Raw genomic sequence first — 17,180 nt, forward strand, 5'->3', positions numbered from 1 at the left:
AGCTATTCTTAGGTATCTTTAAAACTGTATTTTATCTTCTTAACAGTACCGCCGCCAATACGGCCAATGCCGAAATTGAGGCTACTACTATTGGTGCTAAGCGTGTGCTTTGGCTATACTCAACCGCCTTTGATTTGTCGGGCTCCACATAAACAATATCATTTTGTTTAAGGTTGAAGTAAGGCGAATCCATTGATTCAACTTTATTAAGGTTAAGGCGGTTCATTGTTCTGCGTCCGTTTTCTGTGCGGATCACCAATACATTTTCCCTGCGTCCATAAACTGTCATATCCCCTGCCATACCTAATGCTTCAAGTAAGTTTACATTTTCATCAGTTATTATAAATGTTGATGGTTTGTTAACCTCGCCTATCACGCTTATTTTAAAATTTAGGAGTTGGATGTCAACTACCGGGCTTTTAACAAAAGCCGATAGCTTTTTAGCTATTTCAGTCTGTGCTTCCTCAATGGTTTGCCCTTCAATTTTATAGTCACCTATAAGCGGTAAATTCACAAATCCATTTTCGTTTACTTTATATCCGCCGCGGGTTGATTGATTGTTTAAGCCTACATTTTTGTTACCGTTGAATAACATATTCGATTCGGGATTTAAGCTGGTAACAGTTACATTTAAAATGTCTTTCTGATGAATGACTACTGTTCCGCTTGTATTGTTATTTGCTGCACCTGTATTTGCCATGTTGCTGAAGTAAACAAGATCCCGACTTCCGGCACATCCGGTTATCAATAGCAATGTTGTAATGAAACAGTATATATTAATTTTTTTCATCATCAATAGTTTAAGAGAGTTTAGGGAACTATTTTGAACTGGTTTATTTGGTTAGTCAAATTTATCTATTTGGGCATCGATAGTATACGGTTTTAGTCGATTGCCGTTTTTTTGTAAACCTGTATCTTAGTCTTTACAGAACATGTAAAGCAGTAATGCAGGCATGTGTAAAGGGATGAGAAAAAAGTGTCTGAGTTGGGAATTTGGGGCTACACGTTCATATAATAGTGGTTACACCCAGAAATAACAGCACATAAAAAAAGCAGGCCTGAGCCTGCTTTTTTTATGGAGTTTGTTGGTTAATTATTCCAAATTATTCTACTGTAACCGATTTAGCCAGATTACGGGGCTGATCAACATTACAGCCCCGTTTTACGGCTATATGATAGGAGAGAAGTTGTAGCGGGATAGTGGCCAGCAGTGGTAAAAAGGCTTCGTCGGCATCGGGTATTTCAATGCAGTAATCGGCCATGTTTTTCACTTTAACATCACCACGGGTAACAATAGCTATTACTATTCCTTTCCGGGCTTTAACCTCCTGTATATTGCTGATCACTTTTTCATACGATGAGTTTTTTGTGGCGATGAAGATCACCGGCATCTGCTCGTCAATTAACGCAATTGGCCCGTGCTTCATTTCGGCGGCGGGATAACCTTCGGCATGGATATAGGAGATCTCCTTCAGTTTTAAAGCCCCTTCCAAAGCAACCGGGAAACCGAAACCACGCCCTAAGAACAGGCAGTTAGGGGCATTCTTTATTTTGCAGGCAATGTCTTCAATCAATTCATTATCCTGCAGCAGCGTTTGTATTTTATCGGGTATGGTATCAAGCTCCGTTAATAAATTAGTGAGCCTGCCTGGTGTTAAAGTACCTTTGTGCTGCGCAATATATAAAGCAATTAAAGTTAAAACAGTAACCTGCGCTGTAAAGGCTTTTGTCGAGGCAACGCCTATTTCCGGGCCGGCATGGGTGTAAACCCCTGCATCAGTTACGCGCGGAATTGAAGCGCCAACAACATTGCAGATCCCCAGGATAGTTGCACCCCGTTCTTTAGCTATTTCAATGGCGGCTAATGTATCGGCAGTTTCTCCCGATTGGGATACCGCCATTACAATATCCTTATCAGTAATTATGGGATTACGGTACCTGAATTCGGAAGCATATTCAACTTCTACCTTAATGCGTCCGTATTCTTCAATAAGGTATTCGCCTGTTAAGCCGGCATGCCACGAGGTACCGCAGGCAATAATAATTATCCGCTCGGCATTTTTAAGCTTGTCGGTATATTGTTTAATGCCACCTAACTCAACCTTGCCTTCAAGCGGAAAGATGCGACCACGCATGCAATCCCTTATAGAACGCGGCTGCTCAAAGATTTCCTTCATCATAAAGTGCTCAAAGCCGCCTTTTTCTAACGATTCAAGTTTTAATTCTAACTCCTGGATCAATGGGGTTTGAACAACATTGTCAAGCTTCTTTATTAAAAGCCCACTGGGTTTAACCTGTACTATTTCGTTATCTTTTAAATACACTACGTTTTTGGTGTACTCGATAATAGGAGTGGCGTCTGATGCAATAAAATACTCGCCATGGCCAACACCAATAACCAATGGACTGCCTTTTCGGGCGGCAATCAGCTGATCGGGGTTTTCCCGGTCCAGGATAACTATAGCGTAAGCACCTATCACTGTATTTAAAGCCAATCGGACAGCTTCCAGTAAATCAGTTTGTTCGATATTTTGAATTTCCTCAATTAAGTGGATCAGGATTTCTGTATCTGTTTCACTTTTAAAGGTATGCCCACGGGCAAGTAGTTCTTCTTTAAGGATCAGGTAATTTTCGATGATCCCGTTATGGATAATGTGCAGGCGGTTATCGTTTGAGCTATGCGGATGCGAATTTGCATCAGATGGGGCGCCATGTGTGGCCCACCGGGTATGTCCTATTGCAACATGCCCGCTTTTGTCTTTATCTGCTGTGTGAGCCTCAAGACACGCCACTTTTCCGGTTTTTTTATACACATTGAAGCCTACATTATTTATGATAGCAATACCGGCGCTATCATAACCACGATATTCTAATCGTTTGAGGCCGTTCAACACAACGGGCCACGCATCTCTTGATCCGATGTAACCAACAATTCCGCACATAGTTTTAGGTCTTTAAATGATAAATTAAGTTTATTTGTTACTTGGTGAGTAAAATTATTTAATTGACTATCAATAAAGTATGAGCTAAGTTCAATTGCCCGTAAATTGTAAATCTGACGCCATTTTACACGTTTAAACTGTAAAAGGATATAAATCGCTTTACATTTTAGTTGTTGTGTTATATGATAAGCCGGTTAAAGATTTTTTATCAAATGGTTGGAGAATCAATTCACTTTGGGGTTACAGTGTATGTATTCCTGAACTTGCAATGTGCTGATCAGATTTTGGCTGTGAAGTTTGTTGCGTGATTTTACAGAATGATTTACGATCGCAGTGTCGCTATTTTATATCATTTTATTTTCAGTTAGGTTTAATTAACCAAAAAGAACCTGGCGATGATATTTAACTCATTTACTTTTCTGCTGTTTTTTCCTGTGGTAACGGCTTTATATTTTCTTGTGCCCCACAAATTTAGGTGGCTGCTGCTGCTTATAGCAAGCTGCTATTTTTATATGTTCTTTAAAGCCATTTATATCCTTATCCTGTTTTTTACAATAATTATCGACTATACCGCAGGCATTTACCTGGAAAAAGTTAATGACCTTAAGAAGAAGAAGCTTTTGTTAATATTAAGTCTTACGGCAAATATTGGCGTACTGGCGGTATTTAAGTATTTCAATTTTTTTAATGCCAATTTATCGGGATTGCTATACTGGATGGGGTACACTAACCCGATTCCGTTTTTACAGATCCTGCTTCCGATAGGGTTGTCATTTCACACTTTTCAGGCCATGAGTTATACTATTGAAGTTTACCGGGGCCATCAAAAGGCCGAACGACATTTCGGTATTTATGCTTTATACGTAATGTTTTATCCGCAATTAGTTGCCGGCCCAATTGAACGTCCTCAAAATCTGTTACCGCAATTTAAAACCGAACATCATTTTAATGCCCTGGATGTTTCTGAAGGGCTAAAACGAATGCTCATCGGTTTTTTTAAAAAGGTTGTAGTTGCCGATAGGTTATCTATATATGTAAAAACTGTTTTCAACAATTATCCTGAACACGGCTCGGCCACAATTGTGCTTGCTTCATTGTTTTTTGCAGTCCAGATTTATTGCGACTTTTCGGGCTACTCGGATATTGCGATAGGCAGTGCCAGGGTGATGGGCTTTAAGCTGATGGAAAATTTTAAACGGCCTTATTTTGCAAAAAGCATAAGCGAGTTTTGGAGCAGGTGGCATATCTCACTTTCTACGTGGTTTAAAGATTATGTGTATATACCCTTAGGAGGCAACCGGGTTAGCAAAGGCCGGTTGTATTTAAATTTATTTGTCGTGTTTATGATCAGCGGTTTGTGGCATGGCGCTAATTGGACATTTATTGTTTGGGGCGCTTTACACGGGTTTTACCTCATTTGCGGAATGGCAACGCAGAAGTGGAGGACGGCAACAGCAAGTAAATTAGGGTTAGGCAGCGGAGTATTTGCCAATTTCTTAAATATATCTTTTACAATATTCCTGGTTACTATAAGCTGGATCTTTTTCAGGGCTGTATCATTAGAGCAGGCCTGGGGTTTGTTAAAAGGTGTTTTTATTTATAAACCCGGCTTTTTCATAGGCGAACCTTCTTATTTTCTGTATGACTTGATGGCTATAGCCGCCTTGTTTTTTTACGAAATAAAGCAGGAATACGGCCATCATTCATTACGGTTTCTTCACAATGAAAATTGGGGGATCCGCATGGCTTCCTATTTAGGATTGGTTTTTATAATCCTGTTGTTTGGCGTTTTTGATGGCGGACAATTCATTTACTTTCAGTTTTAGATTATGAAGCAGTTGAAAGAAAACAGCAATAAGTTTTTTATCAGGTTGTTATTGATGATTGTGGCTTTTGTGGCTGTTGATCAGGCAGCCGGTATGTTCCTTTATTATTTTTTTACACACCAGGTTTCCGGCGAATACGCTGTCGCTAATCACGTTGTGTATAATTTAAATGAAGATGTGTTGGTTTTGGGAAGCTCAAGAGCTTCTCATCATTATAACTCATCGATTATAAAGGATGGTTTACACCTAAGTTGTTTTAATGGCGGCCGGGATGGCGAAGGGCTTTTATATAGTACAGCAATTTTTGAACTGGCATTACAGCACCACGTTCCTAAGGTTGTTGTATTAGATGTAACGAGCGATGTGTTAAGTGAAAAGGAAGATGAAAAGAACAGGCTTTCCATTTTACTGCCTTATTTAAAACAATCGGATGTTATCGGCAATATGATTGAAAAGAAAGACCGGCTGGAGCTAATAAAAAGCCATCTTCAAACATACCGCTACAATGGCCAGCTGGTTTCTATATTTCAGCATTACTTTTTATCATCAGGAAACACTGTCATGGGCTTTAATCCTTTAGATAATAAAATGGACGTCAGCCGGGTTTCAACCCATACATCGCTTAAACCATATTCAGACAGCATATCGGCCGATAATGTAAATGCGCTGGATTTGTTTATAAATGAATGTAAGCGGCAAAAAATTCAATTGTTTGTATTTGTATCGCCGAGGTATAACGATGATACCCAACAGAATTCCTATTTAAAATTGAAAAGTACTTGTAACAGTAACAAGGTTGTTTTTCACGATTTTACCAACGATGTATATTTTAAAAACCCGGAATACTATTCGGACAGGGCGCATTTAAACGGCAGAGGAGCCGACCTGTATACCGATACCATTGTGGCTTTTATGAAAAAAAGATTAAGCCCTGCGGCTAACGTTCAATACTTCAGTAAAAACCAGGAGCCCCTGCGTGAAAATTGATTATTGTATCGGAGCTGGGATCAATAAAAAGTGAAAGGCCGCTTTTATGATAATTCATAAAGCGGCCTTTCACTTAGCATGGGGATGAATAATTTAATTAATTAACTGTTTTAACGCCGGCACCTGCTGTTACCACTGCCGGAACGTTTGCAGCAGCATCAAGCAACGTGCTGTAAGCGTATGACGGCACCCAACTTGATAAAGATGAGGTGATGTCGTTAGCACCGCAATTAGAATAAATGTTGGTTGATATACCGCTGAAGTAACCTACAGGGTCGCCATCTAAGTTAGTAGTAAGTGGCTTCCTGCAGCCTGAGAAATATTCATTATCTGTCCTTACTGTACCACCGTATCTTGCACCGATGGAATAACCATCGTTGTTTAAGTGGTAGTTATTGTACATGTGGATAGTACCGAATACCAAAGTTGGCTCCCTTTCAGACACATTGTACCAGTAGTTGTGGTGCAATGTAACGTGTAGTTTGCCGGTGTTGGCTGTAACAGCATCGCTTGTTACCGAACCAATAAGCAATGACAAGTAGGTGTCATGGAATTTGTTCCATGAAATGGTTACGTAGTCAGAGCCTTCGGCAACGCCGATATCTTTACCCCAGTAATCCCAGCCATGGCTGCGGTCTGTTGCAAAATCGCAATGGTCAATCCAAACGTGGTTCGACTGGAATTTAACGTAAACACCGCATTCGGTTACGTAGTTTCTAAACGTAACGTTTTGGATAATGATATTGCTTACAGTGAACAGGTAAAGGTTAAGGCTTGATAAAACGGCGCCGGTTTTACCGATGATGGTGGTATTTGAACCAACATACACAGGAGTTACGCCTGATCCGCTAATTGTTCCGGAAACATACACAATCTTGGGCGAATTGCCTGACACCGCAGATTTGAACGCAGCCAGTGTGTTTACAGTTACCGTGGTACCGCCTTTACCACCGGTTGTTGTACCGTTAACAGCAGCGTAACCGGTTAATACTGTACTCAAAACGGAGCCCGATGCGGTTGTTGTTGAAGTACTTGTAGCCGGAGCGGTTGTGGTGGTAGTAGTTGTTGTACCGGTAAGGGTGTAAGTGTACTTTCTTCCGTTTGTCAGAGGGCTGCTGTTGTCGGAAGTTGAGAAATACAATCCGGTATCCCAGTGACTGTAACGCCCTTTACCAAGGTTTCTGATGTCACTGTGAACAGAATGAGCCGGACCTAACGCAACACCATTTTCATAAAGTTGGAGTGTTGACGCTGTTGGCTGCGTGTTTGAATCGCCGCTTACCTGAACGGGGCTGAATTTGTAAGCGTAACCTTCATCTAACCGGATTGAAGATGTGGCCATCGTGTAGACGGTGGGGGCTGTTGTTGCCAGGCTTTTGCTGGCGTTTAAATCATTAATTGGAACGGTTACTGGTTGGTCTGCATTTTTGGAGCAACTTCCGATGAGGATAATTGCGCTCAGTGCCAAACTGCCAAAAGTCATTTTTTTTAAAGATTTTGTTTTTTGCATGTTATAATTTTTAATTAAGCCCTCGAAACGTGGTCTTATATTAAAAATTACCGTTGATTTTTTCCTAAAGATATAGACTAAAAGCTTAAATAGTTCAAAAATGCTGATTCTGCTGTTTAAACGTGTAAAGTTATGTGTATTTGTGACACGTATAGTTGTGAAGTATTTTACACTTCATGACATTTGGATGACAATTTTAGTTCAGAAGAAAAAACAATTTTCGTCGATTATTGTCTTATGTCACTTTAAAACCAAGTTTTGCCCAGTATTTTTAACTTGCAATTAAAGCATTAAATTGTGAAAGCAGCTTTACAAAAAGTTGGCGCTTAACGTGGTCACTATCGCGTTTTTCAATATTCTTATTGAATTTTAACTTCTCCTTCAAACGATTTGACAAATAATTTTGGAGAAAATGATGACATAAATTCTTCGGCTTTGAGTACCATATCCATTGAGCCAATAAATATGGAGGATCGCTGGTGTAGTTCCTTTACTTCAATTTCCATAATTCTTTTGTATCCGTCTGATGCTTTGCCGCCGGCTTGCTCAATAATATAAGCCATAGGGTTACACTCGTAAATCAGCCGCAGTTTTCCCTTTTTTGCGCCTGTAGTAGGGGGATAAATAAAAATTCCGCCTTTTATTAAGGTCCGGTGTATATCCGCAACCATCGATCCTGTGTACCTGGAAGTATATGGTCGGTTGGTATCCGGATCTTCTACCTGGCAATATTTGATATATTTTTTTACCCCATCCGGAAAATGAATGTAATTGCCTTCGTTTATTGAGTAAATTGTTCCTGCTGCCGGAACAGTCATGTTAGGGTGCGAAAGACAAAACTCACCGATTGAAGGATCAAGGGTAAAGCCATTAACACCCTTGCCTGTGGTATATACAAGCATCGTTGAAGATCCATAAATGACATATCCTGCAGCCACCTGCTCGGTACCAAGCTGTAATACATCTTCGTTTGTGGAATGTTTCCCTGTGTCTGATTTTCGTCTGTAAATAGAAAATATGGTTCCTACGCCTACATTGACATCGATATTGGATGATCCGTCTAAAGGATCAAGTGCAACAACGTAGTTTGCTTCTTTTGAAATATCCGAATCTATAACCAGGTATTCATCATTTTCTTCCGAAACCACTATACAGCATTCCCCGCCGCTTCTTAATGCTGCTATAAACTGCTCATTGGCATAAATGTCCAGCTTTTTTTGTGACTCTCCCTGAATATTGGAGGAGCCGGCATCACCTAAAATATCAACAAGGCCGGCCTTGTTAATTTCCCTGTTTACTATTTTGGCGGCGATCCCAATATCACGAAGTAGCCGAGAAAGCTCGCCTTTGGCATAAGGAAAATCTTTTTGCCGCTCAATAATAAATTGTCCAAGAGTTTTAAATGCCGTCATATTTTTCGATGTTTAATGTGTTTAACCCGGTAGCTTAAAAGAAATTGGTTAACAGAATACTTACCGATTACCAATTATAACATGGTATTTACATATTGCACCCACAATGCTGTTAATTATTTACGCAAACGTTTGCGTTTTTGCTTGGTTAACCAATTTTATGGAAATGTTATTTTTAATTGATAAACAGTCTGTTAGCATAGCTTCGCATGGTGTATTTTTAAGCTATCGTGTTAATCGGGGATAATCAGCTACCTTGTTTTCGAGGATAGTAGCATCAACAGGTTAGGAGTTGATCCTACCTAAAATAAAAGCCGAATAAGCTGAAAGGACAGCCTTGTTATAGAAGCTGCCCATCTTAATTTGGAGGTAATTAATGCAATTCAGCCTTTTATGTTAAGCATTTATTAAGTTTGGGTTATCTAATAGTTTTAGGCTCTTTTATTCAATTTTTCTCCAGTTTTCAGCGGGTTTCTTTGCGGAAAATTAAACCCGTTGTTCATGAAATACACCTACTTTCTTTACAGGCTATTGCTCTTGTTTTCAATATGCCTGTTATTTTCTGTTTCGGCTAATGCCCAAACCATAAGGGGAAAGGTAACCGATACTAAAACCGGCGAACCCCTTACCGGAGCAACAGTTCACTTAACCCAGGATGGGGTTAGCAAATTTGTTGCGGTTAACCTTAATGGCGCTTATAGCTTTAAAAATTTAAAGAATGGGCCATACAAAATACAGGTAAATTATGTTGGTTACGGCCCTTCTAAAGTTAGGGAGGGCAATATTACATCGGTCAATGAAGTCATTACGGTAAACGTGGCCTTGCAGGACGCCGATATGCAGATGACAGAAATACAGGTTAAAGCCCAGACAAATAAAGAATCTGATGGCGCTGTGCGTAGCATTGAAAAAAATGCACCGATGGTTATCAACGTACTTTCGGCAAATGCAATAAAGTTATTGCCCGACGTTACTGTGGCTAACGCTTTACAGCGTGTTAGCGGTGTAACCATTCAGCGTTCGGCAAGTGGCGAAGGTCGTTACGCTATCATTAGGGGTATGGACCAGCGTTACAACTCAACATTGGTAAACGGTATTAAAATACCAAGCCCGGATGCTCAATACCGGTTTGTGCCTATGGATATATTCCCTTCAGAAATGCTGGAAAGGCTTGAAGTGATCAAAGCGCTTACCCCAAGTATGGAAGGCGATGCCATTGGCGGCGTGATGAACCTGGTGATGAAAAGTGCTCCAAGCCAGTTTACTTTCAGCGCTAACGTATCAGGTGGCTTTTCTACCCTGTTTTCGTCAAGCAGGCCATTTGTTGGTTTCAGCGCATCTCCTAACAGAAAATCTCCGGCAGCAATCAATGGTAACAGCTATGCCGCTACCTATGCCGATTTTAGCAATAAGGCGCTTACAAGCGATAAAAATATTTCAACTCCTTTTAGCTCAACCGCCGGCCTCACTATTGGTGATAGGTTTTTGAATAAAAAATTAGGCGTTATTGTATCTGCAAGTTATCAGAACATATACCGTGGTTCTAACTCAAAGCAGCTTACGCCAAATGCGCAGCCTTCAGCTATCCCACTACCAAACTCGCCGCAGTTTTCTGATGCTTATGACCGTACTTATTCAACCCAAACAGAACGCGTAGGTATCCACAACAAAATAGATTACGCGATTAACGACAAAAACAAGATCTCGTTATACAACCTATACATTCATCAAAGCGAATTTGAATCGCGTTTTACTTCTGATACCCTTGGTTTGGGCTTAAACTCAACTGGCTTAAGCAAGCAGATCACCATCTCAAACAGGAGTATGCTAGCCAAGCAAAATATCTATAACTCAACCTTGCATGGTGATCACTGGCTTGGTAACGAGTGGCGCTTAAACTGGGATGGGGTATATTCTGAAGCTACGAGGCACCAGCCGGATAGAACCGAGTTTTTTTATGATGCCAATAAAACCCTCAATAACTCGGGAGCCGTCACTGCCGAGGTTGACAACAATACCCAGTTAGACCATCATTGGGAAAATAACCGCGATAAAGACATTTCGGGATACGCTAATCTGATCTATACTCCTAAAATTGCCGGTAAAGATGTTGGGTTTTCTGCAGGTGGTTTATATCGCCATAAAGTGAGGGATGCTGATTATATCACTTATTCATTAACCGGTGGTAAATCAACCTTGTTCAATAATAATTTCGACGCTATCCCTTTTGCATTCAATTCGACTGCTGATGGTATCGGTGCCAATAACCCCGATCTGCAAAACAACTACCACGTAAGGGAAAATGATAATGCCGAATATTTACAGATTAAGTTTGATCTGTTCCCGAAACTGCAGATATTAGGCGGCGTGCGAATCGAAAATACCGATTTGACCTACAACACCCAATCGCCCGAAACGGTTACACAAAGAAGCGGTAACATTAAATACACCGATGTATTACCAAGCATCCACTTAAAATACCAGTTAACAGATAATCAAAATATCCGTGCTTCATACTTTGCGGCAATAAGCCGTCCGGGCTTTGGTGAGCAGGTGCCATATAAAGTTACCGGCGAATATTATGACCAGGTAGGTAACCCATATTTAAAGCATATCACTGCCGATAATTACGACGTACGTTATGAGTTTTTCCCTGGCGGTGCCGATCAGTTATTGTTAGGTTCTTTCTACAAAAAGATCTATAATCCAATTGAGTACTTTGTTGTGCGCAATGGCGGTCCGAGCGATCAGGTTATTAAACCTCAAAATGACCCTGGTAATGCTACCAACTATGGTTTTGAAGCTTTGGCTACTAAATTCTTTGGTGTGATAGGCTTTTCAATCAACTATACTTATACCCACTCAAGGATAACCACCAACAAATTGCTTTACTCAAATGACCCAACATTGGGTTTACAGCAAACCAATGTGAATCAAACGCGTCCGCTGCAAGGTCAGGCAGACCATGTGGGTAACGCATCTGTATTGTACAAAAGCGCGAAGTTAGGTTTGGATATGCAACTGGCTTTTGTTTACACCGGCGAGCGTTTGGCGCAAGTATCACCATATTATAACCTCGATTTTTACCAGCATGCCTACAACCAGTTAGATTTTTCTTTCGAAAAAACTATAGCCAAAAGATTTTCTTTCTATGGCAAGGTTAATAATATCACCAACGCGGCCAGCAAAATCTATTTGAAATACCCGCATGGTAGTCTTGATGCAAAGCAGCAGGAGTTTTTAGGCAAACAGGACATTGCAGGTCAAACGCTTGTACAAAGCGACTATTACAAAACACTATTCCTTGGTGGTTTCAGGTATAAATTATAATAAAAACAACGATGAAAAAATATATAATCCCAGTTATTTGTATCCTGATGGCGGCCGCGTTTTCCGGTTGTCAGAAATGGAAAGGTGAGCACATGGACATTTACAGCTATACACCACCGGCTGCAAACCCGGTAAGTGATAAAGCTCCGCTTTCGTGCAGCTCAAGCGGTTCAACAGTAATCCCGGTAAAAGGTACCATGCTTACCGGCAAAACATACACCGTTGAAGACGGTTGTGATTTGGTGATCAACCCAACTGATACTTTATTATTGCAGCCTGGTGTAAGATTAAACATGGGTGCCGGGAGCAGCCTTATTGCGCTTGGTACCCTGGTGAGTAACGGGTCAAAAAATCAGCCAAACTGGATCACCGTTCCTGGTATTGTGAAAAATGATGCGCCCGGTGGCTTTACTGCTGCTGTCGATCCTGCATACGCTGGTAAATGGAAAGGCATTATTGGCGGACCAACCTGTAATTTATTAGTGCTAAGATGGACTCACGTGGAGTATGCCGGCTTAACCGAGGGAAAAGCCACATCAACTATTGCCGGCTCGGGCACAGGCAACCAATACAGTATTTTATTTGCCAATTATAAAGGCAATTTCATTATGGAAGATTCCTGGCTGTACGGTGGGATAGATGACCCTATCCGGATCTCGGCAGGTAAAATAGCCATCTTCAGAAACACTTTTGAAAAAAATGGCGTTAGCGGAGGTGATTGTTTAAATGCCAAAGGCGGTACTGTAGGTACAATGGCCTACAATATGTTTATCGGTACGGCTACTAATGGCCAAAAAGCATCAAACAAAGGTCAGGCTACGGGTGCACCGCAAACCAATATTGTAATGTATAACAATACATTTGTTAGTGGTGGTTACCGCCAGGTGCAAAGCGGTCGTGGTGGTTGTATCAATTTTGAAGAAGGTGCAGCGGGCATGTATTACAATAACGTGGCAATCAATTGCAAGTTTGGTTATCGTGTGGTAGGCAGCCCGGTTGCCGATGTTGCCCACCTTTCATACGGTAATAACTATCAATGGGCCGATTCATTAAGTGTAGCCAACCAGTTTTATCCAACAGGCTACATCACGCAGCCGCAAAGCACGGATATTCCATCAATCACAACATCGGCAAAATACCTGCCTTCAAATTATACTTTAGGTTCTATTTATGATGGCAGCGATGTTGTACAAAAAAATAACCCGATGTTCCTGAACTTTCCGCTGCCAACTGTAGGTCATCCGTTGTACCAATATAACGCCATAGGTAACTTTAACTTCCGTTTGCTGGCCGGCTCGCCGCTTATCGGTAAGGGTAACACTACCATTAAACCGTTAATTACGGTACCGCTTGATAAGGTTTATGGCTTATCTGACGCAACATTACCTGGTGCCGATCTTGGGGCATACCAGTTAAATGGCTCAGGAAATCAGCATTAAATTATTAACTATTTATATAAGGATGAGGCTGTATCATATATCATCGGCCTCATTTTTTGACTTATTCAGATGCTTAAGCGATATATAATTCCGGGTTGAATTTACTAATAAAAGGGGAGGTAACAGGGTTAACACAATTCAGGGTTAACATTTAATTATATATCTGATAATCAGTTAATTGAATTTGTTTTTATCCAAAAAAGTGTTAACCCCCTTTTTTGTGTAAATATTTAATTATGTGTCTAATAATCAGTTGGTTGGTAGTTTTTTATTCAAAAAACATGTTAACCCCGTTTTGTATAAATATTATCGGCTGAATTTCAATTCACAGGTAACATAACTCCAAGGTAGTCAATTCGACTAATGATACGGCCTCGTCCTTTTAAAGACTCAATTACAAAAATGAAAAAGATCATTCGTATCCTGTTTTTATTTATCATATCCCTGTTAGCTATACTATCAGTTAAGGCGCAATCAACTGATTTAAAGATTGTCTTTATCCGTCATGCCGAAAAGGCATTGAAGGGCGATAATCTGAATTGCCAGGGAATAAACAGATCGTTAAAGTTACCGGCTATACTAACCGCCAGATTTGGAGTGCCTGACAAAATATTTGTGCCCGGCCTGGGGCTGGGAGAGGCTACCAAACACTCGAGAATGTTTCAGACCATTGTGCCGCTTGCTGCCAAATACAATTTAACGGTAAACAGCTCACGTACCGAGAAGGATTCTTTAGGTTTGGCTGCCGATTTAAAAAGCCGTACCGGTGTAATATTAGTGGTATGGGAGCATGGCGGCATTGCACCAATAGTACGTTCCTTAGGCATAAAACAGGATAACCTGAAATGGCCGGATGATGATTACGATAGCATTTGGGTTGTCTCCTTTGAAAACGGCGAAGCTGTTCTTACCCGCGATAAGGAAAATATCGATCCAGGAAAAGATTGTAATTTTTAAGTTGTTTGAAAATGAAAGTTTCATAGCCGTTGACTTTAGTCAATGGCTATGATTACCTGTAATGCCAAATTGCTTAAAAATCCGGGGCGAAACTAAATTTAACGCCATATTCCGCAGCCCCCGGATGGTCAAGGTAATTAAACCTTTTGATCCCGTCTATCCGCAAAAACTTAAAGATATTACCTATACCTACTCCGGCTTCTATATAAGGTTTAGTGCCTAAAGCATAAGTACCATTTGCCCCGTTACCACCTACCGGGAACCGGAACAAGTTAGGTGAATAAAGTGGATTATTTTCGTTGCGCAAGCCGCCGAATAGTATTTTGGCTGATAGAAATTCCCTCCATTTCAGGTGTTTTATCAATGGGAATTTATTCAGCAAAAAGCCGCTGAAGCTATGGGTTAAGTTAATACCCGCATAATGATCGCTTACAAACTCAAGGTAGGTTTGCTGGTTATAGGCATCCTCATCATAGGCGAGTGACTGGTTAGCCGGGGCCAGATTGAGGAGTGGAAATGGCACTTTACCCACTAAATAATTTCCAAGTACAGTAATATCAGTATAACCAAGCTGAGACAGGTAAAACCGTTTGAAAATGCTTGCTTTAACACTGGTGAAATCATATTCACCATTGAACAGGCCTTTAAAGCCATGATTGATCTGCAAATTTATGATCGGGTATTTGCTGTAGATGGTGCGGCGGTATACCGTTCCCTGTAAAATTTGCTCATGCGGTGCATACCTGAAAGCGAGGTTCAACTCGCTGGTAGTAATGTCATGAACCATAGTGTTGGCATCATCATTATATTGAAATACTAATGCCGCGGCGGGGCGCTGGTTCCAGTTTCTAAACGCGAGATCGAACGAAAAATGGTTTTCAAAGTCCTTTACATATTCAATTTTGGCAATCTTACTATAAAGCCAGTATATTGTTTTTCCTGTTGAAAACGATGCAAGCGCGGCTTGCTGATTGATAGTAGAAAGGTCCCTCCCCGGTACATTAACATCATTTAAATAGCTTGCCTTAAGGTAGTCATTAGGGTAGCGGTAAAAAGGTGTTTTATTGAATGAGTAAAAAGTTGCGATATTGTATTTATAAGCCTTATCGCGAGTACCATAGGCGCCAAATCCTTCAAAATAAATTGATTTGCTTAAATCGGTGGTGGTACGTCCGCCAATCTGAAAGCGGGAGCCTTCCTGGCTGTCCCGGGAATAAAATGTGCCAATGGGGCCTATCAGCACCGGGCCCGCCTTGGCATAACCTCCGGTAAAAGTAGCTGCAAACCAGGTTGCCCGTTTAAATTGCGGCATTTTTTCTAACCGGGAGATGCGCGGGTACATCTTCGACTGATGATCGGTTAGTGTATCCGGCCGGTTACGAGCCCAGTATGAGGTGTCGGGCTTGTCTGCATCGGGAGCTATCTGCAATTCTTTGCCCTCATAAAATGCGGCGGGAAGCGGTTTGTCTGCTATATAGTTAGAGAAAATTACCGTTCGTTCGCCCATTAACCCCAGGCCTTTGTTTTTTAAGATGCCGAAATCGGCTTTAACGTCGCTTTTGCTTAAAAAATACCGGCCGTTAGGGTTCTGCTCAAAATCAAGCGTGATCTTGAGCGTTCGCATGAAGTTAATATTGATCTGTTTGTTCACATTAAGTTCACAGCTCCGTACGGCATAGTTGCCCGTCATACTTACAAGCAATTTACCTTCAAAAAGCAAGTCGCCTTTGGTACGTGGTGTAAAACTTAGTTCAATCAGTTTTTCCTTAGCAGTCTGTATGGTATCGGTAATAAAAAATTTGTAATAATTAGGAGAGTGATCTGCAATAGGGCTCAGGAACTGGTTGGTAATGATAAAAACATTGTTATCATAAATATCAATTACATTACCGTAAAGGCGGTTCATATAAACATCAAGGCCTGCCGTATCAATAAATTTAAGGATGTTGGCTTCCTTTTGCGCTTTGAGCACACTGATGGATTTAGCCGGATCTTTGCGATAGTAATTTTGATATTGCTTTTCGCTAAGATACGCGGGAAGCAACACCTGGGTTTGCCCGTTATCTTTTACAGTATCAAGCATAAACTGGTACATCTTAAAATAACGGCTGTTCATCAGTTTAGAAGGAACGTCGATAAATGACAGATTGATGCGCTCATATTGGTCATATTGCAGGTAATCGGCGCTTTCCATGCGGTTTTGCTTTTTATGGTCGATGACCTGCTGGATAAGCTCAACCGCAGGGTTGCCTTTATTACGGTATCGTTGTTTCTTTCCGGAAACAACCTTAACCTCTTTAAGCTGGGTTTGACTATCATGTAACCTGATGTGCAGAACGTTTACCTGTCCGGGTTTAATCACTTTTGTAACGGTTTGATAGCCAATATAAGAGAAGGTAACATGCGTAAAAGCTCCCGGGGCGTTTAACTCAAATTTCCCGTCCGGTTCTGCAATGGTTCCGTACCTGCCGCCAACAACTTTAACATTAATACCCGGAAGCGGCTGCCCCGAGGCGTCATCTACCACTTGTCCTTTAATGCTCGTTATTACCTGAGCTGATGGTTTTTTAACGCTGTCTGGTTGTTGTGCTGTGCTGCACAACGGAAACAACATAAGGATAAGCAATGGAGTTAAAAGATTAGAGAATAGCAGTCTTGTTGAGTTTGACGTTCGGGAATAAATCTCAAAAGAGGATAGCAAATTGTGGTAGATTAAGGGTACAAAAAGTGTTCAGTTTTATTCATATTTCGGGCGTGTGCCCGGAATATGCTTTTCA

The 17,180-nt window shown here is 40.9% G+C and carries 10 protein-coding genes; 5 read left to right on the top strand and 5 right to left on the bottom strand.

Annotation, left to right across the window (positions count from 1 at the left end):
• Positions 1–31 precede the first annotated feature (31 nt).
• A complete protein-coding gene (locus ABID99_RS07595; protein ID WP_229701566.1) occupies positions 32–700 on the bottom strand; it encodes a polysaccharide biosynthesis/export family protein in 669 nt (222 codons plus the stop codon).
• A 403-nt stretch (positions 701–1,103) separates the two neighbouring features.
• Positions 1,104–2,942: a glutamine--fructose-6-phosphate transaminase (isomerizing) gene (glmS, locus tag ABID99_RS07600; protein WP_090526820.1), complete on the bottom strand. Its 1,839-nt coding sequence runs from the start codon at positions 2,940–2,942 to the stop codon at positions 1,104–1,106.
• Between the two features lie 395 nt (positions 2,943–3,337).
• Here glmS and ABID99_RS07605 point away from each other — a divergent pair, with 395 nt between their 5' ends.
• Both ABID99_RS07605 and ABID99_RS07610 read left to right on the top strand, forming a co-directional pair.
• Positions 3,338–4,768 (top strand): MBOAT family protein, encoded by a 1,431-nt coding sequence (locus tag ABID99_RS07605; RefSeq protein ID WP_373613341.1) that lies wholly within the window; start codon positions 3,338–3,340, stop codon positions 4,766–4,768.
• Positions 4,769–4,771: 3 nt separating this feature from the next.
• The gene (locus ABID99_RS07610; RefSeq protein WP_373613342.1) at positions 4,772–5,755 is read left to right on the top strand and encodes a hypothetical protein; all 984 of its coding nucleotides are present in this window, start codon (positions 4,772–4,774) and stop codon (positions 5,753–5,755) included.
• 97 nt (positions 5,756–5,852) lie between these two features.
• On the opposite strand, the gene ABID99_RS07615 is transcribed toward ABID99_RS07610, so the two are convergent.
• Both ABID99_RS07615 and fbp read right to left on the bottom strand, forming a co-directional pair.
• On the bottom strand, positions 5,853–7,265 hold the full coding sequence (locus ABID99_RS07615) for a pectate lyase (RefSeq protein ID WP_354483896.1): 1,413 nt from the start codon (positions 7,263–7,265) through the stop codon (positions 5,853–5,855).
• A 359-nt stretch (positions 7,266–7,624) separates the two neighbouring features.
• Positions 7,625–8,677, bottom strand: coding sequence for a class 1 fructose-bisphosphatase (gene fbp, locus ABID99_RS07620; protein WP_090526829.1), 1,053 nt, complete (start codon positions 8,675–8,677; stop codon positions 7,625–7,627).
• Positions 8,678–9,178: 501 nt separating this feature from the next.
• Here fbp and ABID99_RS07625 point away from each other — a divergent pair.
• From ABID99_RS07625 to ABID99_RS07635, 3 genes are all read left to right on the top strand, one after another.
• A complete protein-coding gene (locus ABID99_RS07625; protein ID WP_373613343.1) occupies positions 9,179–12,007 on the top strand; it encodes a TonB-dependent receptor domain-containing protein in 2,829 nt (942 codons plus the stop codon).
• Between the two features lie 11 nt (positions 12,008–12,018).
• Positions 12,019–13,446, top strand: coding sequence for a hypothetical protein (locus tag ABID99_RS07630; protein ID WP_188832653.1), 1,428 nt, complete (start codon positions 12,019–12,021; stop codon positions 13,444–13,446).
• A 402-nt stretch (positions 13,447–13,848) separates the two neighbouring features.
• On the top strand, positions 13,849–14,403 hold the full coding sequence (locus ABID99_RS07635) for a histidine phosphatase family protein (RefSeq protein WP_188832652.1): 555 nt from the start codon (positions 13,849–13,851) through the stop codon (positions 14,401–14,403).
• Positions 14,404–14,476: 73 nt separating this feature from the next.
• Here ABID99_RS07635 and ABID99_RS07640 read toward each other — a convergent pair whose 3' ends face one another.
• Positions 14,477–17,017, bottom strand: a complete 2,541-nt coding sequence (locus ABID99_RS07640) for a DUF5686 and carboxypeptidase-like regulatory domain-containing protein (RefSeq protein WP_090526837.1) — start codon at positions 17,015–17,017, stop codon at positions 14,477–14,479.
• Positions 17,018–17,180 lie beyond the last annotated feature (163 nt).

Source organism: Mucilaginibacter sp. OAE612, assembly GCF_041806395.1.
In the GTDB taxonomy this organism is placed as follows: Bacteria; Bacteroidota; Bacteroidia; order Sphingobacteriales; family Sphingobacteriaceae; genus Mucilaginibacter; species Mucilaginibacter rubeus.

What these genes read in the sequence shown, in the direction of transcription:
- ABID99_RS07635 (WP_188832652.1), top strand. Translation starts at nt 13,849, where the DNA reads ATGAAAAAGATCATTCGTATCCTGTTTTTATTTATCATATCCCTGTTA.
- ABID99_RS07605 (WP_373613341.1), top strand. Translation starts at nt 3,338, where the DNA reads ATGATATTTAACTCATTTACTTTTCTGCTGTTTTTTCCTGTGGTAACG.
- fbp (WP_090526829.1), bottom strand. Translation starts at nt 8,677, where the DNA reads ATGACGGCATTTAAAACTCTTGGACAATTTATTATTGAGCGGCAAAAA.
- glmS (WP_090526820.1), bottom strand. Translation starts at nt 2,942, where the DNA reads ATGTGCGGAATTGTTGGTTACATCGGATCAAGAGATGCGTGGCCCGTT.
- ABID99_RS07595 (WP_229701566.1), bottom strand. Translation starts at nt 700, where the DNA reads ATGGCAAATACAGGTGCAGCAAATAACAATACAAGCGGAACAGTAGTC.
- ABID99_RS07625 (WP_373613343.1), top strand. Translation starts at nt 9,179, where the DNA reads ATGAAATACACCTACTTTCTTTACAGGCTATTGCTCTTGTTTTCAATA.
- ABID99_RS07640 (WP_090526837.1), bottom strand. Translation starts at nt 17,017, where the DNA reads ATGTTGTTTCCGTTGTGCAGCACAGCACAACAACCAGACAGCGTTAAA.
- ABID99_RS07615 (WP_354483896.1), bottom strand. Translation starts at nt 7,265, where the DNA reads ATGCAAAAAACAAAATCTTTAAAAAAAATGACTTTTGGCAGTTTGGCA.
- ABID99_RS07630 (WP_188832653.1), top strand. Translation starts at nt 12,019, where the DNA reads ATGAAAAAATATATAATCCCAGTTATTTGTATCCTGATGGCGGCCGCG.
- ABID99_RS07610 (WP_373613342.1), top strand. Translation starts at nt 4,772, where the DNA reads ATGAAGCAGTTGAAAGAAAACAGCAATAAGTTTTTTATCAGGTTGTTA.